18 protein-coding genes and 1 tRNA gene are annotated in these 22,130 nt (G+C 63.7%); 3 read left to right on the plus strand and 16 right to left on the minus strand.

Translation table 11 applies throughout. The features are described from left to right. Positions 1-8: 8 nt before the first annotated feature. The 4 genes from AC1AXT_RS08230 to AC1AXT_RS08245 form a co-directional block, all read right to left on the minus strand. Complete coding sequence (locus AC1AXT_RS08230) at positions 9-1,544, minus strand: alpha-L-fucosidase (RefSeq protein ID WP_476542048.1); 1,536 nt, start codon at positions 1,542-1,544, stop codon at positions 9-11. Positions 1,545-1,679: 135 nt separating this feature from the next. Then, positions 1,680-3,443 (minus strand): extracellular solute-binding protein, encoded by a 1,764-nt coding sequence (locus tag AC1AXT_RS08235; RefSeq protein ID WP_476542049.1) that lies wholly within the window; start codon positions 3,441-3,443, stop codon positions 1,680-1,682. 108 nt (positions 3,444-3,551) lie between these two features. Continuing rightward, on the minus strand, positions 3,552-4,466 hold the full coding sequence (locus tag AC1AXT_RS08240; RefSeq protein WP_476542051.1) for a carbohydrate ABC transporter permease: 915 nt from the start codon (positions 4,464-4,466) through the stop codon (positions 3,552-3,554). Between the two features lie 46 nt (positions 4,467-4,512). After that, positions 4,513-5,580: an ABC transporter permease gene (locus AC1AXT_RS08245; RefSeq protein WP_476542052.1), complete on the minus strand. Its 1,068-nt coding sequence runs from the start codon at positions 5,578-5,580 to the stop codon at positions 4,513-4,515. A 351-nt stretch (positions 5,581-5,931) separates the two neighbouring features. Here AC1AXT_RS08245 and AC1AXT_RS08250 point away from each other — a divergent pair, with 351 nt between their 5' ends. Beyond that, on the plus strand, positions 5,932-6,585 hold the full coding sequence (locus AC1AXT_RS08250; protein ID WP_476542054.1) for a YesL family protein: 654 nt from the start codon (positions 5,932-5,934) through the stop codon (positions 6,583-6,585). A gap of 390 nt (positions 6,586-6,975) precedes the next feature. After that, positions 6,976-7,818, plus strand: a complete 843-nt coding sequence (locus tag AC1AXT_RS08255) for a DedA family protein (RefSeq protein ID WP_476542055.1) — start codon at positions 6,976-6,978, stop codon at positions 7,816-7,818. Between the two features lie 3 nt (positions 7,819-7,821). On the opposite strand, the gene AC1AXT_RS08260 is transcribed toward AC1AXT_RS08255, so the two are convergent. The 6 genes from AC1AXT_RS08260 to AC1AXT_RS08285 form a co-directional block, all read right to left on the minus strand. Then, positions 7,822-8,022, minus strand: coding sequence for a hypothetical protein (locus tag AC1AXT_RS08260; RefSeq protein ID WP_476542057.1), 201 nt, complete (start codon positions 8,020-8,022; stop codon positions 7,822-7,824). A gap of 96 nt (positions 8,023-8,118) precedes the next feature. Then, positions 8,119-10,494 carry an alpha-xylosidase gene (yicI, locus tag AC1AXT_RS08265; protein ID WP_476542059.1) on the minus strand — a complete coding sequence of 792 codons (2,376 nt, stop codon included), beginning with the start codon at positions 10,492-10,494 and terminating at the stop codon, positions 8,119-8,121. Positions 10,495-10,514: 20 nt separating this feature from the next. Then, positions 10,515-11,378: a carbohydrate ABC transporter permease gene (locus AC1AXT_RS08270; RefSeq protein WP_476542105.1), complete on the minus strand. Its 864-nt coding sequence runs from the start codon at positions 11,376-11,378 to the stop codon at positions 10,515-10,517. Positions 11,379-11,489: 111 nt separating this feature from the next. After that, positions 11,490-12,398: a carbohydrate ABC transporter permease gene (locus AC1AXT_RS08275; RefSeq protein ID WP_476542107.1), complete on the minus strand. Its 909-nt coding sequence runs from the start codon at positions 12,396-12,398 to the stop codon at positions 11,490-11,492. 271 nt (positions 12,399-12,669) lie between these two features. Next, complete coding sequence (locus AC1AXT_RS08280) at positions 12,670-13,860, minus strand: ABC transporter substrate-binding protein (RefSeq protein ID WP_476562632.1); 1,191 nt, start codon at positions 13,858-13,860, stop codon at positions 12,670-12,672. Between the two features lie 373 nt (positions 13,861-14,233). Then, complete coding sequence (locus AC1AXT_RS08285; RefSeq protein ID WP_476542063.1) at positions 14,234-15,409, minus strand: LacI family DNA-binding transcriptional regulator; 1,176 nt, start codon at positions 15,407-15,409, stop codon at positions 14,234-14,236. 521 nt (positions 15,410-15,930) lie between these two features. Between AC1AXT_RS08285 and AC1AXT_RS08290 the strand changes: the two genes are divergently transcribed. Further along, positions 15,931-16,003, plus strand: a tRNA-Ala gene (locus tag AC1AXT_RS08290). Positions 16,004-16,213: 210 nt separating this feature from the next. Here the strand turns inward: AC1AXT_RS08290 and AC1AXT_RS08295 are convergent. The 6 genes from AC1AXT_RS08295 to dnaK form a co-directional block, all read right to left on the minus strand. Continuing rightward, positions 16,214-16,873 (minus strand): HAD family hydrolase, encoded by a 660-nt coding sequence (locus AC1AXT_RS08295; protein WP_476553040.1) that lies wholly within the window; start codon positions 16,871-16,873, stop codon positions 16,214-16,216. A gap of 198 nt (positions 16,874-17,071) precedes the next feature. After that, positions 17,072-17,350, minus strand: a complete 279-nt coding sequence (locus AC1AXT_RS08300; RefSeq protein ID WP_476542065.1) for a hypothetical protein — start codon at positions 17,348-17,350, stop codon at positions 17,072-17,074. Between the two features lie 302 nt (positions 17,351-17,652). Beyond that, complete coding sequence (locus tag AC1AXT_RS08305; protein ID WP_476542067.1) at positions 17,653-18,261, minus strand: heat shock protein transcriptional repressor HspR; 609 nt, start codon at positions 18,259-18,261, stop codon at positions 17,653-17,655. A gap of 5 nt (positions 18,262-18,266) precedes the next feature. Beyond that, positions 18,267-19,325, minus strand: a complete 1,059-nt coding sequence (locus AC1AXT_RS08310) for a DnaJ C-terminal domain-containing protein (protein ID WP_476542068.1) — start codon at positions 19,323-19,325, stop codon at positions 18,267-18,269. Positions 19,326-19,373: 48 nt separating this feature from the next. Continuing rightward, positions 19,374-20,081: a nucleotide exchange factor GrpE gene (gene grpE / locus AC1AXT_RS08315; RefSeq protein WP_476542070.1), complete on the minus strand. Its 708-nt coding sequence runs from the start codon at positions 20,079-20,081 to the stop codon at positions 19,374-19,376. Between the two features lie 2 nt (positions 20,082-20,083). Beyond that, positions 20,084-21,952 carry a molecular chaperone DnaK gene (gene dnaK, locus AC1AXT_RS08320; protein WP_476542071.1) on the minus strand — a complete coding sequence of 623 codons (1,869 nt, stop codon included), beginning with the start codon at positions 21,950-21,952 and terminating at the stop codon, positions 20,084-20,086. Positions 21,953-22,130 lie beyond the last annotated feature (178 nt).

Below are 22,130 nucleotides of genomic sequence, written 5' to 3' on the forward strand. Positions count from 1 at the left end.
CCCCAGCGTCATCCCAGTTCAATGCGGAAACCCACCGGTACCGGGCCGTCTGTCCCCGCCGAACGCGGCGGGAAAATCTCAAGCCCTTCCCTCGTGCGTTCCCAGCGCACGCCGCCGTCGGCCGCCCCGCACCCCAGCAGCGCCACGTTGCGCACGACGCCGTTGAATTGCGGCTGCGAGCTGCCATCGAACGCGGCGAACGTGCGGATGACGAGCGGCGCACGCTGGCTCCATCCAGCCGGGTTCAGGCAGAACGCATAGATTGCGCCGCCGCGCGCCGTGAACCGCCAGTCCGCCGCCGTATACTCCGGCGCCGCGGCGTCGCTGAACGCGCCGGCGGCCGCGCCGAGCGCCGGCCCCTCGCCGCAGATCCGCCACGGCTTCGTGCCGTAGATTCCCTCGCCGTTCGCGCGCAGCCATGCGCCGATGCCGTCGAGCAGCGCAACGTCGCCGGCCGCCAGCGAACCGTCGGCTTTCGGCCCGATGTTGAGCAGCAGATTGCCGTTCTTCGCCACCGTGTCGACGAGCGTCGCGACGAGCTCCGGCAGCGTTTTGTAGTCGAGCGTGCCGGTATGGCACCACGAGTTGCGGGCGACGGCGGTGTCGGTCTGCCAGCAGAACGGCACGGCGCCGGCGAACCCGCCGCGCTCGACGTCCGGAATGCCGCTGCCCCACGCCATCGCGTCGTATTTGTAGCAGATTGCGGCCGCGCTCCCCCGCTGCGCCGCCCGGTCGTAGTAGTACGCGGCGAACCGCTTGAGGTATGGCTTGAACGCGCGGTGCTGCACCCACCAGTCGAAATAGACGAGTTCGGGAGCGTAGTTGTCCACGATTTCCACGTTGCGTTCCAGCCAGTCGTCCAGGAACTCGCGGCTCGGCTCCGGCTGGCTGGCGATGTCGAATTCGTTCGGTTCCGGCGTCACGCTCGGCCAGTAGAAGTCGCCCCTGGCGAGCGGCTCGCGCACGTCCGAATCGAACGTGCGCCCGTGCCCGAGGAACCACCAATGCTCGGCGCGGTGGTTCGAGGCGCCGAAATGCAGCCCGCGCGCCTCGGCCGCCGCCTTCAGTTCGCCCAGCACGTCGCGTTTGGGCCCCATCGCGGCAGCGTTGTACTTCGAGATTGCGCTCGCGTACATCTGGAATCCGTCGTGGTGTTCCGCCACCGGCACGACGTAGCGCGCGCCGCTGGCGGCGACGGCGTCCATCCACTCGCCGGCGTCGAAGCGCGGCGCCGTGAACCGTTCGATGAGGCTTGCGTAGCCGTGCTCGCGCTGGTCGCCGTAGACGGCCCGGTGATGCTCGAACTCAGGCTTGCCGGGAATGTACATGTTGCGCGGATACCACTCGTTGCGGTATTCCGGCACGGTGAACAGCCCCCAGTGGATGAAGATGCCGAACTTCGCGTCGGCAAACCAGCGCGGCGGGTTGAAATCCGCCAGCGAGGCCCAGTCGGCTGTGTAGGGGCCAGCCGCGATGACCGCGTCTACCGCAGCTGCCGCGTTTGCTGCCGCGTTCGACGCCTGTGCTGCTTGCGTTGCGCCCATCGCGCACCTCCATCCGTTTTGGAAACGCGGCTCCGGGATGGGCCGATGCACATGGGCATCCCGGAGCCGTTGGATAGGCAGCCGGCTAGCCGGCTGCCGTTACGTGGCGCCCTCGTTCATTGGCGCCAACTGGTTTTACTTGTCCTTGTCCTCGTACTGCTTGACGATTTCCTGGCGCGCCTTGATCAGCGCGTTGGCGTTGTTTTCGTCCACCTTGAGGACCTGGTCGTAGCCGAGGCCTTGGATCTGGTCCTGCATGTTCTTCCAGATGGAGTCGAAGTCGGCGTCGCTGGTGGCCATCAGGGCCTGCCAGGAAGCGTTGACGATCTCCGTCTTGATGGAGGAGCGCAGCGTCGAGATCTGGGAGTCCTCTTCCGGCGCGGTGTAGGTGGCGCCTGGCGCCACGGCGAGCTGGTTGTTGTTCTCGAGGTACTCGATGTCGGTCTTGGCGCCGCCCATATGGTCGGACCAGTCCTTCTGCAGCGCGGTCTGCTTGGCGAGCTGGGTGGCCCACAGCTGCGGGTTGAACGCGGACTTCGTGCTCGGGTCGATGTCGTTCTGCGCCACGGCCTTGAAGTTCAGCGTGGAGATGCCGTCGTTGTAGGAGCCGCCGCCGTATTCCGCGGGCACTTCGAGGCCGTCGGAGTCGAACATGGCCTTTTCGCCGAATTCGTTGAGCTGCGGCTCTCCATCATCGTTGAGCGTCCAGCACATGTCCTTCGGGCATGCCGCGCCGCCGGAGTTGGAGGCGGAGGCGTAGACGCCTTCAGGCGAATACAGCCAGTCGACGAACTTGGCCAGGCGTTCCTTGTTCTTGGCCTTGGAGCCGATGGCGATGATCGTCGAGCCGTCGCCTTCCGGCTGGAAGCCCGGGGAGTACACGTCCATCGTCTTGAGCGGGGCGAGCATGAAGCCGACGCCCTTCTCCTGGTTGTCGTTGGAGTTCATGCGCGGCTTGCCCAGCCAGCTCCAGATGCTCATCAGCACCTTGCCGTTGGTCACCTTCGTGGACAGCGAATCCCAGTCCTGCGTGGTGGATTCGGGGTCGACCAGGCCCATGCGCTCGGCCTTGTTGAAGAACTCGATGATCTGCTCGTATTCGGAGTCCGTGGCGGAGGCCGCCTCGACCTTGGAACCGTCGGCCTTGATCAGCACCGAGTTCTGCGTCGCCCAGCCGAACCACTGCACGGCCGCCTGCGCGTTCTGCATCAGGTCGCCGTCCCAGTCCTTGAACAGCGAAATCGCGTAGATGTCGTTGTCGCCGGTGTCCTTGCGGGCCTGGTCCTGCATCTGCTTGAGCACGTCGAGGAAGTCGTCGAGGTCGTTGATTTCCGGATAGCCGATTTCCTTGTAGTAGTCCCAGCGGATGTACGGGGCCGCGGTCGGCTCGACGCCGTCGGAGGTCTTCGTCGGCGACTGGTTCGACACGCCCTGGGGCACGCCCCACACGCCGTCCTTGCCGGCTTCCTTCGTGACGTAGTCGACGGCCGACTGGTATTCCTTGACGTTCGTCATCTCGTCGTAATAAGGAGTCATGTCGGTAATCAGGTTGGCCTTGACGAGCTTCTGCAGGCGCCCGTTGCCGGTGCCGGTGATGATGAGGTCGCCGAGGTTGCCGGCTGCCGAGCGGGTATCGAACAGCGTATCGCCGCCGCCGGCTACGTTCGGGGCGATGATGTTGAGCTCGATGTTGAACTTGTCCTTGACGATCTTGGCGAACCACCCCTTCTGCACGCCCTGGTAGTTCGCCAGCGAGTCGAAGACGTCGACGGTCATTAGGCTGCCGTCGTCGGGGCTGTCGTCGCTAGCCGAGTCGCTGCCGCAGGCAGCGACGGAAAACATCATCGCCGCGGCGAGTCCGGCGGACAGGCCGGCGATGATCTTCTTCTTGATTTCCATGGTGAGGAAACCTCCTTGTTTCTCCTTATGCGGCTGCCATCGGCGGCCGTGAAACCTGGTGCATGCCGTCCGGGCGCCCCATCGGCGGCTGCCGGACGGCTTTTGCGATCAGCCCTTGACTGCGCCGAGCATCATGCCCTTGACGAAGAAGCGCTGGAAGAACGGATAGATGAACATGATCGGCAGCACGACGATGACCGACACGGTCATGCGGATGGCCGTCGGCGTCGCGGCGTTCGCCAGCGCCACCACCGAGCCGCCCGCCTTCACCGAGTTGGCGATCGACGACGCCTGGTTGATGTAGGTGTACAGCAGGTACTGCAGCGAGTACAGCTTCGAATCGGTCATGTAGACCAGCGTGTCCTGGAAGGAGTTCCACTGGTTGACGGCCGAGAAGATCGCGACGGTGGCGAGGATCGGCGTGCACATCGGCAGCACGATCCGCCAGAACACCGTGAACGTGCCGGCCCCGTCCACTTCGGCGGCTTCCTGCAGCGACGCCGGAATCGACTCGATGTAGGTCTTCACGAGGATGATGTTGAACGGCTGCACGATGGCCGGCAGCACGTACACCCAGAAGTTGTTCGTCAGCCCGAGGTTCTTCATCGTGATGAACATCGGGATCAGGCCTGCGTTGAAGTACATCGTGATGACCACGAAGCGGTACCAGAACGAGCGGTGCCACATCTTCTGCTGCGTGAACATGAAGCCGAGGTAGGCCGACGCGAGGACGGTGAGCACGGTGCCGATGACGGTACGGGCCACCGAAATCCACGCCGCCTGGGCCAGGCCGTCGAGGCTGAGGACCGTCTTGTAGTTGTCCCAGTGCAGTCCCTGGATCCACCACGTCACCTCGCCGGCGGCGCTGGCCGCGTTGTTCGACAGCGAGTTGATGATGAGGTAGTAGAACGGGTAGGTGCAGATCAGCGCGAACAGCGACAGCACCGCTATGTTGATGACGTTGTAGACTTTCTCGCCCGTCGTGCGGCGCATAGCCGGCGAGATGCTCTTTGCCTTTGCCATGGTTACTCTCCCTGAAAGAATGCTTGCGAGGTTGCCGGTATGCGGATCAGACGATGCCCACGCCGCGGGTGCGCTTGGACAGCCAGTTGACTATCAGCAGCAGCGCGACGGACACGAGGGACTTGAGCATGGAGATCGCGGTGCCGAGCGACAGGCTGTTCTGCGCCAGGCCGACGTTGTACACGTAGAGGTCCAGCACCTGGATCCACTTGGTGTTGAAGGCGTTCTGGAACACGAAGTACTGGTCCATGCCGTTGTTGAGGAAGTTCGAGATGTTGAGCATCAGCAGCACGAAGTAGGTCGGCATCAGCTGCGGGATCGTCACGTGGATGATCTGCTGGAAACGGTTGGCGCCGTCCACCTGCGCGGCTTCGTAGAGCTCCGGGTCGATGCCGGCGATGCCGGCGAGGTACATGATCGACCCCCAGCCCAGGCCCTTCCACAGGTTCCACAGCAGCATCTTGAGCCACACCTGGTCAGGCGAATCAAGGAACTTGATTGGCTGGCTGATGATATGCAGGTTCATCAGCAGCTCGTTGACCATGCCGGACGAAGAGAACATCGCGAAAGCGATCGAGTAGACGAGCACCCACGAAATGAAGTTCGGCAGCGTGGTGAGCGTCTGGATGATGTTCTTGAACCACTTCGCGCGGATTTCATTGAGCGCGATGGCGAAGATGACCGGCAGGAACGACGTGAGGATGTTCAGACCGCTCATCGCGAACGTGTTGAGCAGCACCTGCCCGATCGTCTTGAGCTGCGCCGGGTTCTGCACGAGCATCTCGAACCACTGGAACCCGACGAACTTGCTTTCGGAAAGCGGGATCGGGGGCTGGTAATCAAAGAATGCGTACGACCAGCCGAACAACGGCAGGTAGGAAAACAGCACGACCAGAATCAGCAGCGGCGCGACCATCAGCCACAGATGGACGGCGTGCTTCTTGTCGATGGTCTTGGCTTCGGCCATCTTCTGGGCTTTCCTGGCCGCGCGGCGTTCGGCGCGGCTGCGGCGGGGCTTGGCCTCTTCGGCGGCGAGCTCCCGGCCGAGCACGGCTTCGGCGCCGCCGGTCATACCGACGGTCTCGTCGGTCTCGGTACTCGTAGATGTCTGCATCTCTTTCTCCTTTGAGTGTATGCAGTGCTCCAGCGAACGGACTGCGCATCGTTACGAGCCTCTCGCTCTCGTTATTTAGAAGTTTATAAATAAGCGTAATCTTTGTCAAATCGGATAACAAAACGGCGCTTTGCGTTGGAATTTCAACGAAAGGCAACGTTTGCAGTCGTATTCAACACGCCGGAGAAGAATCTCGATTCGTTGGAATTCCGCCAGAAACGCCGTAATTCAACAATTCGAGCGATAGACGGGACGCTTCGTTATTTATATACTTATCGATAAGAGCGCCACGCAACGTCCCCTCCTCCGGGCGCCGCAACGACGCAACCAAGCACGACGAGGTGAGCTGCAATGAAATTCAATATCGATTCACCGTTCTGGAACTTCATGGGAACGCTGGCGCGGTTCACGGCGCTCAATCTCGTCTATCTCGTCACCATCCTGCCGATCGTGACGTTCGGGCCGGCCCAGGCTGCGCTCTACAGCACCTTGTTTGCCTATGACGAGCACGACGACATCAAGCTGGTGCGCGAATACCTCAAGCGGTTCAAGCGGGAGTTCAAGCAGGGCATCGTCACCGGGCTCCTGCTGGCTGTGCTCATCCTCGCCGTCATTTTCGGCCTGAGCTTCTGGAACGCCTGGGACGCCGACTCGGCCTATGCGCCGCTCATCGTCATGGTGGCGGCCGCCGTCGTGACGGTGTTCATTTATGAATGGATCTTCCCGCTGCAGGCGCGCTTCGCCAACCCGCTGCGCCGCCAGTGGGCGCTGGCCGCCATGTTCCCGTGGCGCGCGTTCCCATGCTCGCTGCTGCTGGTCGGCATCGACGTCGTGGCGCTGGCGCTGACCTATTTCGTGCCGTTCGTACGCGTGCTGATGCTGATCTTCGGCTTCAGCTGGGTCGCCTACGCCAAGAGCCTGCTGTTGCTGTGGGGATTCAAGCGCTACGGCGGCTACGGCGACGTCGAGCGCCCCACCTTCGTCAACGCCAACTCTGGCATGTGACCCTTTCGCGCTCCCAGCACCCTCTTTCTAGGCCCTTTCACTCCTCCTCCGGCGGCTCCACTCATCTACCCCGTCGCCGTCGCCCAACGTCCCTCACCCCCTCTGGTGTCCAGACTTTCGGGGCTGCCCGCCTCACTGGACAGCGAGATAGTCCTTCGACCCTCCAAAATGGCGGATTTCCAACAAAAGGGTATGGAGCCCGTGTCCAGTGGGCCGAGGAACCGAAAAGTCTGGACAGCTCAGGAGCCTCATTCCATGGAATGAGGCTCCTGAGGTACCGGCGCTGGTAAGGTAGCTAGCGTTTTACGGCGGAGGGAAGTTGCACCGCCCAACGCGCCGCGTGCGTCTTAGGCGCCGGCGCGGCTAGTGAACGCCGACGAAAAGGACGCCATGGGTTTCATTCATTTCATTGCCAACCTGCTCAAGGATCCGCGCACCGCCATTGCCGGATGGATCGCAATGGGCGTGGGGCCAACGCTCGGCTTCATTTTCCTGATCGTGTTCATCGAAACGGGCGTGGTGTTCTTCCCGTTCCTTCCCGGCGATTCGCTGCTGTTCGCAGCCGGCTTCTTCGCCGCGCCGGACGCCGTCACCGGCAAGGCAGCGCTGCCGCTGGCCGCGCTGCTGCCGGTCGTGTGGGCGGCGCCGATCCTAGGCGACCAGTGCAACTATTTCATCGGCCACTTCTTCGGGCGCAAGATCATCGAATCCGGCAAGGTCAAGTCGTTGACGCCGGAGCGCCTTGCGAAAACGGAGGGCATGATCGACAAGTGGGGTCCGCTGGCCGTATTCCTCGGGCGCTTCTTCCCGTTCATCAGGACGTTCATGCCGTTCATCTCCGGCATTTCGGGCATGAAATGGCGCCGGTTCACCCCGTTCTCGGTGCTTGGCGGCCTGACCTGGTCGACGCTGTTCACGCTGCTGGGCTATTTCTTCGGCGGCATTCCGGCCGTGCAGGAGCATTTCGAGCTCGTCATCGTTGCAATTCTCGTCATTTCGCTGATCCCGACGTTCGTCGGCCTGCTTAAGGCCAAGTTCGGCAAGAAGAAGCCGGCTGAAACCGAAGCCGAGGAAATTTCCCGCATGACCGGCGAGACAGTCGGCGACGTCGAAGCCGACCTCGCAGCAGCGAGCGCCGACAAGGCGGCGGCCATCGCGCTCGAAGAGCGCGAATTCGACGGCGCCCTTCCCGGCGCCGTCAACGGCCGCCACCACAGCGGCATCAAGCAGTAACCGTTACTGGCGGGCGAGGGCCTCTTCTAGGGCGTGGAAGACCGGGCGCGACAGCGCGGCGAGGGGGTCTTTGCGGACGGTCATGCCGCGCAGCGCTTCCACGGCGGCGCCTTTTCCGACGGTCGCTTTCCCGACGGCTGCTTTTCCACCATCGGCATTGCCGTCATCAATATCACTGCTGATGCCGTCCGGAGGCGCGGCCACGCAAACCGGGCAGCACCCGCATGCGCGCAGCACCCGCCCCTGCGCAACGCTCGCCGACGTTGCGCAGGGAGTTGCGGGCACCCGTACAACGGGGCCCTACGCCACGCTCACCGGCTCGCCGTCGGAACGCGTGACGCTTACGGCGCCGGATGCGTCCTTCACGGCGGTGAACTCCACCGCCGTGCCGTCCAGCCGCGTTACCGTCGCCGAAGCGGACGGCGCCTCGTCGAGGAACGCGCGCACGACGACCCGGGACGGATCGGCGTAGTCGAAATCGGGGCGGTCGGCGTCCGGCGCCGTCACGATCAGCGAACCGTCGCGCACCCACAGCGGAACCTGGTCGAACCCAAGCCGCTCGTGCCGCCACGTACCGCTGGCCGAGCGCACGACTTCGCCGGTGAACCAGTTCGTCCACGTGCCTGCGGGCAGGTAGTAGTCGACGTCGCCGGAGTACGTGAACACCGGCGCGACGAGCAGCGAATCGCCCAGCATGTACTGGCGGTCGAGCGTGCGGCAGGCCGGGTCGTCGGGGAACTCGACGAACATCGACCGCATGACCGGCGTGCCGTTCAGGTGCGGCTGCAGGCCGGTTTCGTACAGGTAGGGCATCAACGACAGCTTGAGCAGCGTGAACTCGCGGCACACGTCGACGGCGGTCTGCCCCGGCACCAGCTCGTTGCCGGCCTTCTCGTCGGCTTCGTCGAACAGCCACGGCACGCGGTAGACGGTGGAGCCGTGCAGCCGCGAGTGGGAGCCGAGCAGACCGAACGCCAGCCAGCGCTTGTAGACGGCCGGGTCCGGGAACGCCCCTTCGAAGCCGCCGATGTCGTGGCTCCAGAACCCAAAGCCCGACGACGTCAGCGACAGGCCGCCGCGCAGCGTCTGCGCCATGCCATTGAACGTCGATTCGCAGTCGCCGCCCCAGTGCACCGGCTGCTTCTGGCCGCCGACGGTGGCCGAGCGCGCGAACAGGCACGCCTCGCCTTCGCCGTAGACTTCCTCGATCGCCTCGAACACCGTTTCGTTGTACAGCTGCGTATACCAGTTGTGCATCGACAGCTTCGGCGAACCGTCATACCAGACGACGTCGCGCGGAATGCGTTCGCCGAAATCGGTCTTGATCGCCTCGACACCCTGCTTGAGCAGCCGCACGACGCGTTCCTTGAACCACGCCCGCGCCTCCGGATTCGTGAAGTCGACGAGCGCCATGCCGGCCTGCCAGTTATCGGTCTGCCAGATCGTGCCGTCGGCGCGTTTCACGAGAAACCCTCGCTCCTTGCCTTCCTTGAACATCGTGCCGCGCTGCGCGATATACGGGTTGATCCAGGCGCATACGTGCACGCCTTTGTCGCGCTTGAGCCGTTCCAGCGTGCCTTCGACGTCGGAGAAGAACCGCTCGTCCCATTCGAAATCGGTCCAGCGGAACTCGCGCATCCAGAAGCAGTCGTAATGGAATACCGACAGCGGAATGCCGCGCTCCTCCATCCCGTCGATGAACGAGTTGATCGTCGCGTCGTCGTAGTTCGTCGTGAACGACGTCGTCAGCCACAGGCCGTAGCTCCACGCCGGCACGTTCGCCGGGCGCCCGACGAGCGCCGTGTAGCGACGCAGAATCTCCTTCGGCTCGGGCCCGTACACCACGCAGAAATCGAGCGTTTCGCCGGGCACCGAGAACTGCACGGCTTCGGTATTCTCGCTGCCGACTTCGAACGACACATGGCCGCGGTTGTTGACGAGCACGCCGTATCCGTTCGACGTCATGTAGAACGGAATGTCCTTGTAGCCCTGTTCCGACGACGTTCCGGCGTCCTCGTTCCAGATGTCGACGCTCTGCCCGTTCTTCACGAACGCGCCGAACCGCTCGCCCAGCCCGTACACGCTCTCGCCGACGGCCAGCCCCAGCTGGATCGACGTGAACGTTTCCGATTCGTCGACGGCGAGGCCGGTTTTCGTCACGCCGAACTCGCCGACCGGTTCCGCTGTCACGTTGGCGAGCGCGTTGAGCTTGAATCTTGCCAAAGATTTCCCGGCCGACTGCGTCAGCGTCCGCCCCTGGGCGTCGGTGAACGTCATGTTCCAGGGGGAACCTTTGCGGAACGTCACGTTCAGGTCGCCGCTGGAGAGCGTCACCGTGGCGCCGGCCTCGCCGAGCTCGCCGTCGCCGTTGCCCTGCGCGGCTACCGTTACGTAGTCGCGGCCGCCGGGTTCGTCGGCGTTGAGCGGGAAGCCAGGCGCATCCTCGGCGCCTTCCCAGTGGGTGGCGCGGATGCGGATGACGCCTTCGGCCGGCGCCGTCGCCTCGACGGTGAACGTACCGAGATTGAGCGTATTGGCGCGGTCGCGGACCACCGCCGCCGGTGCGAGCACCTCAACGCGCTCCGCTTCCGGGTCGGCAACCAGTTCGTAGTCGTCGCGTGCATACAGCGCGTCGACGCCGTCGCGCAGCAGCCAGTAACCATTAGTAAACTTCATAAGTCTTTCCTTCTCGTTCGTTACTTCACAGCGCCGGCGGTGACGCCGCGGCTCAGCGTGCGCTGGAAGATCAGGTAGAACACCAGCGTCGGCAGGATCGAGATCAGCGAGGCGCCGGCGGTGGTCGTCACGTCCATCAGTCGGTCGCCGGACAGCGACGAGATGGCAATCGGAATCGTCTGCGAGCTGTTGTCCACGAGGAACGCGAGCGGGATCATGTATTCGTTCCACGTCCAGATGAAGAAGAACACCATCAGCACCGACAGCGTCGGCTTGGAGATCGGGAACACGATGTCCTTGAAGATCTTCCAGCGCGAGGCGCCGTCGATCGTCGCCGCTTCGAGGATCGAGCGCGGGAACGTATCGAGCACGCTCGAGAGCAGGTAGGTGCCGAAGGCGCTCTGGATCACGGTGAAGATGATGACGATGGCCCACGGGTTGTTGTACAGGCCGATGTTCTTGAACATCGTGTACAGCGGGTACAGCAGCGCTTCCTGCGGCACCATGTTCGCCAGCATGATCAGCAGGATGATCCAGCGGCGCCCCTTGACGCGGCCGATGCCCAGCGCGAACGAGTTGAACAGCGAGAGGATGACGGCGAACAGCGCCACCAGGCCGCTCGTCCACACCGAATTCCACAGCTTCTGCGGGAAGTTCACGCGCTCCCAGAACGTCTGGATGCCCGAGAAGCTCAGCTCGGTCGGCCACGACAGCGGGCCGGACGAATTGTACTGGGCCGTCGTCTTGAAGGCATTGAGCAGCAGCACGATGAACGGGAACAGCATGACCAGGCCGCCGAGAATGAGCAGGATGATGATCAGCCAGTCGCCGAACGAGCGGTTCTTCTTGACGTGGGAAATCTTCTTGTATTCTTCCGGCGCCATCGAGTACTTGAAGTTCTTGACCGGCGTGGGGCTCTTGGTGATCGCAATGCCGCCGCCAACGGTGCCGCCGGCGATTTCCACGGTTTCCTTCGTAGCTTTCATCGGTACTCACTACTCCTCGTTGTCCATGGCCACGCGTTCCTGCGCATGGGTGAACAGGATGGCCACAATGATGATGACGACGGTCAGCGCGGTGGCGATGGCGGCGCCATAGCCCACCTGCTGGGTCTGGAAGAACTGCTGGTACGAGTAGTACGACGGCACCATCGTCGAGGTGCCCGGACCGCCGCGGGTCAGCATCTGCACCGGCGCGAACACCTTGAGGGCGGCGATCGTGCAGGTCAGGGCGACGACGAAGATTTCCGGCTTGATGGCCGGCAGCGTGATCGCACGGAAGCGCTGCCACCAGTTGGCGCCATCGAGCGACGCGGCTTCGTAGAGTTCCGGATCGACGCGCTGCAGCCCCGACATGAAGATGACGAGCGGGTAGCCCACCTGGATCCAGATCATGATCAGCATCAGGAAGATCAGCGCCGTGTCGGGCTTGCCGAGCCAGTCATGCTGCAGATTGCCCAGGCCGATGGCCTCGAGCACGGCGTTCAGCGCGCCGTTCTCGGAACGGAAAATCCATCCCATCACCAGCGAGCCGACGGCGATCGGGATGAGCTGGGGGAAGTAGTAGACCGCGCGCATCGTAGAAGCGGTCTTCGCGCCGAACTTCTTCTGGACGACGTCGAAGATCAGGCTGGAGAGCACCAGGCCGATCAGAATCGGAATGACCACCATCGCGATGATCATCCAGATCGAGTTCCTGAAGCTCATCCAGAACGTGGAGTCCTGCATCAGCCGGCTCCAGTTCTTCAGCCCGGCCCAGGTCGGGGCCTTGATGCCGCGGTAGTTCGTGAAGCTCAGGTAGATGTTCCAGATCAGCGGGATCACGATGATCCACATCAGCAGCAGGAACCCGGGAATGAGGTAGATCCAGAAGCGGCGCGACGGATCGCCCGGAATGCGGGACATGCCCTTCGGCCGCCGCGAAACCTTCGCGGCCTTGCGCTTGCCCTCGGCAGCGCCCCTCTCGCTTACAGCACTCATAGCACTCTCTTTTCAAACCTATTTCCACCCCCGCTGGCGCCCGCCGCTGAAATACGCGAACGCGACAGCGTTTGCGGCCTTGTTCGGGGGTCGAAAACCGCGTAGCGGTTTTCGGGGGGTGGTCAGCCCCTCCAAAGGAGGGGCCTACCCACCCAGCACAAGCAGGAACCGGAAATGAATCTTGGATTACGCCGGCTCAGTCCTTGACGCCGGAAGTCTCGACGCCCTTGTCGTAGTTGTCCTTGAGCTGGCCGATGCATTCGTCGACGGAAGCGGTGCCGTTGACAAGTTCCTGCAGCGACGCATTCAGCTCGTCGTAGAACGTGGAGGTCGGCCAGTCGGGGTAGAAGCCGATCTTGTTGTCGGCGATGACTTCGTTGAAGGAGGAGATGAACGCCTTCGCGTCTTCGTTCGTAATCGCGTCGGCATCGGCGGCAATCGGCAGGCCGCCGTCATTGCCCATCAGGTCCTGCACTTCCTTGCTCAGCGTGATGTCGATGAACTTCGCCGCCATCGCCTTCTTCTTCGAGTTCTCCGGAATGACCCAGATGTTGCCGGAGGAACCGACGACCTTCGCCGCGTCCGGATAGGTGCTGAACGTTACGTTCGTCCCTTCCATTTCGCTGGTGAAGCGGCTCCACCACCACGAACCGGAGAAGAACATCGGGTAGGTGCCGTTGATGAAGCCCTGGCCGGCGTCTTCAGCCTTCAGGCCAGTCGAATCCTTGGAAATATAGCCTTTGTCGACCCAGTCCTTGATCGTCTGCGTCGCGTAGGTAATCGGCTCGGAGTTCCAGTCGACGTCCCCGTCGTACATTTCGTAGGCGCGGATGAACGAATCGTCGGCCTTCGTCAGCACGAGCTGCCACCACAGGTGCTGCAGCGGGTACTCGGCGACGCCTTCCGACAGCGGCGTGACGCCGGCGTCGACGAACTTCTGCATCGCGTCGACCAGTTCGTCCTGCGTCGTCGGGATGGCGATGCCGTACTTGTCGAACATGTCCTTGTTGTAGTACATCACGCAGTCTTCGCCGTAGTTCGTGATGCCGTACCAGTTGCCGGAACCCATGACGCCCTTGTCGTTGTATTTTCCGGTGTCGGCGAGCGTGCCGGAGATCTTGTCTTCCCAGCCGTACTGCTTGACGTAGTCGTCAAGATTGGTCAGCAGCCCCTGGGAGGCAAGCAGACCGGCGGTCGCGTTGCCCTTGTTGTATTCCATGACGTCCGGCGCTTCGTCGGAGTTGAGGATCTGCGAGGCGTTCTGGCGGATCTGCTCGAACGACTTGCGTTCGAATTCGACCTTCACGCCGGTTTCCTTCTCGAAGATTTCGATGGCCTTGTCCCACGCTTTCGACAGCGCGCCGCTTTCGTCTTCGTAGTGCCACACCTTGATCGACGTCGGGTTCTATTCCTGGTCGGCGCTGCTGGAGCCGCAGCCGGCAAGGGAAAAGGCGCCGGCGAGCGTCATCGCCGCAGTCAGTCCTGCCGCCACATACTTGCGAATTGACATTTCTTCTCCTTACGGTCAGCCTCGTTGCTGAAATCGGTCGCGATCGTCTCTAATCGTTCCGTGACTACTACGTTATATGGTTTGACTAAGTCGTTCAACTTATTTCGACGAAATTTCGAAACCTTACGGTTTTCTTCACAAGATTGCGGCGGCGGTTTCCAGCCGATAGCCCACCGTAGCTTTGGAATCCTTCCCTGTGCAGGGCCTTCCAGCCCTCCGCCCGCGCACACGCGCCGGCGCCCGCACACGGTCAGCGAGCCGTCATCGTGCCATGCGCGCGGTATTCGAACGGCAGCAGCTCTACCGAGCCGACGTCGCGGCGGCTGCCTTCGAGCGCGGCGACCATCGTTTCGACGGCGCGCCGGCATACGGCGTTCGGGTTCATCGGCATTTCGTCGACCGCCCGCGGCAGCTGCCCGGTGCCGGACGCGTTCATCGCCAGCAGCAGCGACACGTCGCCGGGCACCGACTTGCCGCGCTGCCTGAGCGCGCCGATCAGCGCGCCGGCCAGCGGCGTCGTCTCCGCGCAGACGATGGCGGAAATCCCGCTGTCGGCGCCGAACGCGCTGTCAACGACGAGAGTCGCGTCGTCGATGCCGCTGCCGGACGTAAACATGACGGTCAATTCGACGTCGAGCTCCTCGCTGCGTTCACGCACGCCTTCGACGAAGCGGCTCAGGTAGTTCGCGCCGGCCTGCAGCGCAGGCTCGACGCCGCCCGCCAGCAGCAGATGGCGATGGCCCAGCCCATGGGCGACATTGACCGCTTCGCGGCCCATCGCCGCGAAGTCGGAATCGATGGCGTAGACGGCGTCGTGGTTGGCCGGATAGCCGACGCTGACCACGGGCACCGGCAGCGACGCGGCGACATCCGCGCGCGAATCGTCGATTTCGACGTCCAGCAGGAACACGCCATCCACCAGATGCTCGTTGGCGACCCGCACCAGCTCGCGGTCGGCGCGTTCGTCCATCAGCAACAGGATGTCGTAGCCGTACTTCTTCGCCGCCGTGGCGAGCGCGAAGAAGAACACCGCGTAGTTCGACAGATCGGTCTGCCCGCGCACCGGAGCGCTGATCGCCAGCACATTCGTCGGCGCGCGCCCGTCGGCACCCCCGTTCCCGGCCGGCCCGTACGCCGAGGCACCGTAGGCAGCCGCTCCCCTGCGCGTTCCGTTGGCGACGGCACCTGCAGACGCCACGCCGTAGATTCCCGTCCCGGCAGCCCCACGCCCCGCCGATGTGCCGCTCATGCCCGCACCGCCGCCGGCATTGCGCGCAGCCCGCGGCACATACCCCAGATCGTCCGCCGCCTGCCGCACGCGCCGCGCGGTCTCCTCGCTGATGCTGCGCTTGCCGCTCATGACATAGGAGACGGTGCTGATCGACACCCCGGCCTTCGCCGCCACGTCCTTGATTCCTACCCGCATCTTCCCTCCCTCCACCGCATGCCCACGCCATCGCCGCCCGTCCCGGCGCAACCGGAACGCCGCCTGTGCGTGCGTTGCATTCCGGCGCAGCCGCAACGGCTGTGCCGCGTCGATAATCGGCGCTCGGCTATCGTCATGGATTCGGTTATCGAAACTTCGAAAGGCGCCGTCGCCTTTCCCTGCCTCCCATTATCGCCAAATCCCCGCGTCTCCACCATTGCTTTGTCGAAATTTCTTAGAATTTCGACAAAACGCGTTCAGAAGGCCCGCTCAGGAACGCATCCCCCAGCATGAGCCTTCCTCATGCTTCCCGCAAATCCTCCGCAAATTCCCACGACCTCCCACGCACCTTTGCCCAACCTCCGCGCACCCACTGTGAACCCTCCTCACCCGCACCCCTTCGCGCATCTTCTCTGGACCTTCCAGGAACCGTCCGCGACACGCCGCGGCGGCAAATTGCATTTCTCAAAGGCTTGCACTACACTCGGTTGAGTTGCCCTGCGTAGCAAGGTAACATCCAAGGGGCTGTAGCTCAGTTGGTAGAGCGCTTCGTTCGCATCGAAGAGGTCGTGGTTTCGATTACCATCAGCTCCACGAGGGCCACTGCATTCATTCCACCGCGGTGGCCCTTTTTATTTTCCAAAGTAGTGTCCAGACTTTTGGCGAGCCGACGCCACTGGACACAAACAAGGGTTCGCCGGGGATGTCTGGCACGGCAAAATGGCTTGATTCCAAGGGTCTGGCGCCAAGCCGCCTGTGCGCCAGTGTCCAGTGGCCCCGACCCCGGAAAACTCTGGACGCAAATCAGCAGGCGCGGGCCTCCACGTACTCCTGCAGCCTGGCGACGGTGAGGCCCTCATAGCCATGGATGTCGGCGAACTGGGGACCTGCGGCGTTGTCGAGCCGCATGAACGCCGTCTGCCGCAGCGTCGTCGCGCCGGAAGCGGCGGCCGATTTCAGGCCGCTCATCGAATCCTCAATGGCAATGCACTGCGCCATCGACGCAGCGTCGCCGGGAATGCCGAGCCGGGCGGCCGCCGTCAGGTACGGTTCCGGATCGGGCTTCTTGCGTACGTCGTCATCGCCGCACACATACGTAGCGAACGCGCCCAGCGGCGCCTTCGCAATCAGGTTCTCGGCCAGTTCGCGCGGCGACGTCGTCACCAGCGCCGACGGAATGCCGGCGTCGCGCAGCGCTTCCAGCACCCCCAGCACGCCGGGGCACCACGGCAGCGCGATCATTTCCTGGTCGGTGACGTACTGGATCATCTGCGCGCCGATTTCCTCGACCGGCAGCTTGCAGCCGCGTTCGGCCATCCGCGCGGCGACATGCGGCACCGGCGTACCGGAACCCTGCCACGCGAGCTCCTCGTCCCAATAGCCGCCATGTTCCGCGGCGATTTTCATTTCGCCGGCATGCCACAGCGGCTCCGAATCGATAAGCGTGCCGTCCATGTCCCACATGACGGCCTTGAGTTGCGGGGCGGCCCCGGCCGGTTCGGCACCGGCCACACTGGCCGTACCGGTCGCCCCGGCGGCTGCGCAAGCGTTCGGATTCACGGCGTCCTCCTGTCGTTGAAGTTCGCCTCTACCCTACCGCCGCCCGGTTACTTAACCGGTTCACCGCCCGGTTCCCGGCACGCCCCGGCTGCCGGCCACCGTTCAGGCTTCAGCCGCCACTTCCTCCACGGCTGCGGCAGCGGCTTCCGCCTGCTTCCAGCACGAAATGCAGCGCTCGACGCGCTTGTAGCCGATGATCTTCGGATCGAGACCGGCCTCGCGGAAAATAACGGCCGGGCTCTCGCCGTTTTTATAGCGACGCATGCAATCGGCGCGGAACACCGGCGAATAATTAATGCGCTTGCGCGTTACCGATTCCACTGCCGACAGCGTCCACAGGTATTTGCGCGTTTTTGAAGAAAGTTCGCCTCCGGTCACCATCACTCCTTAGATTCGGTCTCTACAGCGGCACAATCGCCGCCACTTTCTCAAACCAGAGTGAAGACACTAGTCCATCCTCGGAATAATACGCCCAAAGAGAATAATAGGGGGTATCTGCGGCTTTTTCTGCGACTTTTCTTAAGATTCCGTCTAGGCGCCCATCCCCATCCCGCCCATTTCCAGCGTAAAAAACAAGCCGCCGCCCTCCCATCGAGGGAGGGCGGCGGCCCAAAAGTTCCGTACGCAAGGTTCCGTAATTTCCGAAGAAAATCCCGTCCTATTTATTCCGCCATATGCCAGCGCTACTCATCGTAGCGTCCGGCCGCGAGCCCTTCGGCGTCGGTCGCGCCGCGCTCGACGTCGGGGTCTCGCCACAGCACCATCGAACGTTCATGGACGGCGCCGGGAGCGGTGCCTGCCGGCAGCGCGCGCCGGTTGGCGCGGATCTGGTTGCGCCAGTGCCGCATGTGCTGCGAGCGCTGGACTTCGACGATGTCGCCGCCGGAGTCGGCGGTGAACACGCTCGACCCGCGCGGCTTGCGCAGCCGGTCGATCTGCCGGCGCAGCTCGCGGTTTTCCTCCTCGAGCCCCAGGATGCGCACGATGCCGGGCAGGTTCACGCCTTCTTCCTGGCTGAGGCGCTGGGCCTGGGCGAGCCGGTCGATGTCGCGCAGCGAGTAGCGCCGCGCGCCGCCGCCGGTACGGTTCGGCACGACGATGCCGACGCGGTCGTACTGGCGCAGCGTCTGCGGATGGACGCCGGCGAGTTCCGCGGCCCGGGAAACGGTGAAGACGGGCAGATCGACGTCGAAGCCGGCATTCGCCGCCCCGTCGAGATCCGCCCGTCCCGCTACGAGAGCCTTGGCGCACATGTCGTAGAGCCTGCGTATCTGCTGGGCTATGCGCGCCATGATCGTCACCCTTCCTGCGTATGCAGCTGCTCCACGAAGTCTCCGCACGCCTCGTCGAATTCCTTCGCCGCGGCCTTCTGTGCGCTGTTGGGCTTCTTGGGCACGCAAATCTGCACGATGCCGATCAGGTCGCCCTTCTTATGGGCGGTGTGGATGCCCTTGCCGTGCACGTGCACCCGCGAGCCGCTCGAGCTGCCCGCCGGCACCTTGAACGTCACCGTCTCGCCGTCGAGGTCCTTGACCTCGATCTTCGCGCCGTCGACGGCCTGCCCGACCGATACCGGCAGCTGCATGACGAGGTCGGTGCCCTCCATCGTGAAGCGTTCGTCGGGCTGGACGGTGACGGTCAGGAACAGGTCGCCGTTCTTGCCGCCGTTCTTGCCCGGCTTGCCCTTGCCGGCGAGCCGGATCTTCTGGCCGTTCTTCACGCCAGCCGGCAGATGCGTCTTGAACTTCTTGCCGTCCGCCGCGAGCGAGACGGTCGCGCCTTTCGCGGCCTGCCGGAACGTCAGCGTAATCTTCGAGTTGCGGTCGCCGCCGTCTTCGGGCCGCGGCGTCGGCCGGTAGCCGGCGAACGAGCCGTCATCGTAGTCGTCGTACGCGCCGTACCCCTGGCTGCCGTAGCTGCCGCCGTACGGCGAGCCGGACGCCCCGCCCCCGAACATCGAGCTGAAGATGTCGTTGAGATTGCCCGCACCGCCGGCGCCGTTCGTCTGGAACCGGATGTGGGAGTCCCCGCCGCCACCGCCGAACATCGAGCCGAAGATGTCGTCGAAGCCGGCCGCGTTGAATCCGCCCGCGCCGGAACCGCCGGCGAAGCGCGCGCCGCCCATGCCGAACTGCCGGATCGCGTCGTACTTCTCGCGCGTCTCCTTGTCCTTCAGCACGTCGTAGGCTTCGGAGATGTCCTTGAACTTCTCCTCGCCTTCCTTCGTCTTGTTGATGTCGGGATGGTACTTGCGGGCCAGCTTGCGGTAGGCCTTCGTGATTTCGCTTTCGGTAGCGTCCTTGGAAACGCCGAGGATCTTGTAGAAGTCCTTGTTCAGCCAATCATTCTCAGCCATGCTGTGCCCCCTTTCGATGTCTTGTTGGATTCATCCATGGCCATGCCGTCACGACTGCGGCGAGGCGACGACGACGCGTGCCGGACGCACGACGCGGTCGCCGATGCGGTACCCCGCCTCGACGACGGTGTCGACCATCGGCTTGTCGACGTCGGAATCGGGCTTGTGGAGAATCGCGTCATGGCGCGTCGGGTCGAACTCCTCGCCCTTGATGCCGAACTTCTCGACGCCGAACTTCTCGAACGTCTTGTCGATCTTGGCGGCCACGGCCTTGAACGAATCGTCCATCTCGCCGTGTTCGCGGATGCGGTCGATGTCGTCCAGCGCCGGCAGCAGCGAGTTGAGCACGTCGATGATGCCTTGCTGGCGGGCGCGGTCCATGTCCTTGGCGGTGCGGTTGCGGTAGTTGATGAACTCCGCGCGCTCCCGCTGCAGCGCCTCGAGGTACTCCGCCGCTTCCTTCTTGGCCTGGCCCAGCGGCGTCAGCTTGCCGTCCACCGAGTCGGCTTCGTGGCTTTCGGCACCCTCCGCGGCGTCACCGGCGCCGTTATCGGCACCAGATTCAGCGGCGCTGGCGCCGTCGCCGGCTTCCTGCGCCGCAGACGCGCCGTCCGAGGCGGCTTCGTCGGCATCCGCTGAAGCGGATGCGTTGTCGGCGGACGCGGATGCGCCCGCAGGGGCGGCCTGCCCGGGGGCGCCGAAGGCGTCCGCGTCGGGCAGGTCGTTGAGGTAGTCGTCCTTGTCGAAGGCGGCCATGGTTACTTGTTGTCCTTGTCGTCGTCGTCCACGATTTCGGCGTCCACGACGTCGTCATCGCCGTTGTCGGCAGCGCCCGAAGCAGCGCCGTCGCCGGCGGCAGCGCCTTCGGCGCCCTGCTGGGCGTAGAGGGCCTGGCCGATCTTCTGGGCGGCTTCCATCAGCGCCTCCTGGGCCGACTTCACCTTGTCGATGTCGTCGCCCTTGAGGGCTTCCTTGAGGGCGTTGACCTTCTCGGTGACTTCCTGGGCCACGTCGTCGGCGAGCTTGTCCTTGTTGTCGTTGACGAGCTTCTCGGTCTGGTAGGCGAAGGCTTCGGCCTGGTTGCGGGTCTCGGCCTCGTCCTTGCGCTTCTTGTCCTCGGCCTCGTGGGCTTCGGCGTCGCGCACCATGCGGTCGATCTCGTCCTTCGGCAGGGCCGAGCCGCCGGTGATCGTCATCGACTGCTCCTTGCCGGTGCCCTTGTCCTTCGCGGAGACGTGGACGATGCCGTTGGCGTCGATGTCGAAGGTGACCTCGATCTGCGGGATGCCGCGCGGGGCCGGCGCGATGCCGGTCAGCTCGAACGTGCCCAGCGGCTTGTTGTCGCGGGCGAATTCACGCTCGCCCTGGTACACCTGGATGAGCACGGACGGCTGGTTGTCCTCGGCGGTGGAGAAGATCTCCGAACGCTTCGCCGGGATGGCGGTGTTGCGGTCGATCAGCTTCGTCATGATGCCGCCCTTGGTCTCGATGCCGAGGGAAAGCGGCGTGACGTCGATGAGCAGCACGTCCTTGCGGTCGCCCTTGATGACGCCGGACTGCACGGCGGCGCCGATGGCGACGACCTCATCCGGGTTGACGGACTGGTTCGGCTCCTTGCCGCCGTCGAGCTCCTTGACGAGCTCCTTGACGGCCGGCATACGGGTCGAGCCGCCGACGAGGATGACGTGGTCGATCTGGGAAACGGACACGCCCGCATCGGCCAGCACGTTGTTGAACGGCGCGCGGCAGCGGTTGAGCAGGTCGGCGGTCATTTCCTCGAAGTGGGCGCGGGTGAGCTTCTCGTCGAGGTGCACCGGCGTGCCGTCGGGGGTCATCGCCAGGTACTGCATCGAAATGGTGGTGCTCATCGAGGAGGACAGTTCCTTCTTGGCCTGCTCCGCGGCTTCCTTCAGGCGCTGCAGCGCGATCTTGTCCTTGGACAGGTCGACGCCGTACTTGCTCTTGACTTCGCCGACGAGCCAGTCGATGATCTTCTGGTCCCAATCGTCGCCGCCGAGGTGGTTGTCGCCCGAGGTGGCCTGCACCTGGATGGTGGAGAAGCCGTCGTCGTCCTTGCCGATTTCCAGCAGGGAGACGTCGAACGTGCCGCCGCCGAGGTCGAACACGAGGATGCGTTCGTCTTCCTTGCCCTTCTCAAGGCCGTAGGCGAGGGCGGCCGCGGTCGGCTCGTTGATGATGCGCAGCACGTTGAGGCCGGCGATCGTGCCGGCGTCCTTGGTGGCCTGGCGCTGCGCGTCGTTGAAGTATGCAGGGCAGGTGATGACGGCGTCGGTGACCGGCTCGCCCAGGTAGGCTTCGGCATCGCGCTTGAGCTTCATCAGAATCTGCGCGGAGATCTCCTGCGGCGTCCATTCCTTGCCGTCGATGTCGACGGTCCAGTCGGTGCCCATGTGGCGCTTGACCGAGCTGATCGTGCGGTCGACGTTGGTGACGGCCTGGCGCTTGGCCACTTCGCCGACGAGGATTTCGCCGGACTTGCTGAACGCGACGACCGACGGCGTCGTGCGCGAGCCTTCCGCGTTGACGATGACGGTCGGCTGGCCGCCTTCGAGCGTGGCGATGCACGAGTTCGTCGTACCGAGATCAATGCCTACTGCGCGTCCCATAACTGTTCTCCTTTGTTCGGTTCGCTTCGTTACGTATGTAAGCTCCTGGGTCCGGTTCGGCCAACCATCCGCCGTCCGCTGGGATCGCGGTCAGTGGGTCGTTTCCGAACCATCCAAAACTTGAGCCTACCGAACTCAACATTCCAAGTCAATCTTTATTCCCTGTGCGGAACCGAAA

The organism is Bifidobacterium sp. LH_450 (assembly GCF_056356715.1).

Coding starts and splice junctions, on each gene's coding strand:
- AC1AXT_RS08230 (WP_476542048.1), bottom strand. CDS start 1,544: ATGGGCGCAACGCAAGCAGCACAGGCGTCGAACGCGGCAGCAAACGCG.
- AC1AXT_RS08235 (WP_476542049.1), bottom strand. CDS start 3,443: ATGGAAATCAAGAAGAAGATCATCGCCGGCCTGTCCGCCGGACTCGCC.
- AC1AXT_RS08240 (WP_476542051.1), bottom strand. CDS start 4,466: ATGGCAAAGGCAAAGAGCATCTCGCCGGCTATGCGCCGCACGACGGGC.
- AC1AXT_RS08245 (WP_476542052.1), bottom strand. CDS start 5,580: ATGCAGACATCTACGAGTACCGAGACCGACGAGACCGTCGGTATGACC.
- AC1AXT_RS08250 (WP_476542054.1), top strand. CDS start 5,932: ATGAAATTCAATATCGATTCACCGTTCTGGAACTTCATGGGAACGCTG.
- AC1AXT_RS08255 (WP_476542055.1), top strand. CDS start 6,976: ATGGGTTTCATTCATTTCATTGCCAACCTGCTCAAGGATCCGCGCACC.
- yicI (WP_476542059.1), bottom strand. CDS start 10,494: ATGAAGTTTACTAATGGTTACTGGCTGCTGCGCGACGGCGTCGACGCG.
- AC1AXT_RS08270 (WP_476542105.1), bottom strand. CDS start 11,378: ATGGCGCCGGAAGAATACAAGAAGATTTCCCACGTCAAGAAGAACCGC.
- AC1AXT_RS08275 (WP_476542107.1), bottom strand. CDS start 12,398: ATGTCCCGCATTCCGGGCGATCCGTCGCGCCGCTTCTGGATCTACCTC.
- AC1AXT_RS08285 (WP_476542063.1), bottom strand. CDS start 15,409: ATGCGGGTAGGAATCAAGGACGTGGCGGCGAAGGCCGGGGTGTCGATC.
- AC1AXT_RS08295 (WP_476553040.1), bottom strand. CDS start 16,873: ATGTGGGACATGGACGGCACGCTTATCGATTCGGAGCCGCTGTGGCAT.
- AC1AXT_RS08300 (WP_476542065.1), bottom strand. CDS start 17,350: ATGGTGACCGGAGGCGAACTTTCTTCAAAAACGCGCAAATACCTGTGG.
- AC1AXT_RS08305 (WP_476542067.1), bottom strand. CDS start 18,261: ATGGCGCGCATAGCCCAGCAGATACGCAGGCTCTACGACATGTGCGCC.
- AC1AXT_RS08310 (WP_476542068.1), bottom strand. CDS start 19,325: ATGGCTGAGAATGATTGGCTGAACAAGGACTTCTACAAGATCCTCGGC.
- grpE (WP_476542070.1), bottom strand. CDS start 20,081: ATGGCCGCCTTCGACAAGGACGACTACCTCAACGACCTGCCCGACGCG.
- dnaK (WP_476542071.1), bottom strand. CDS start 21,952: ATGGGACGCGCAGTAGGCATTGATCTCGGTACGACGAACTCGTGCATC.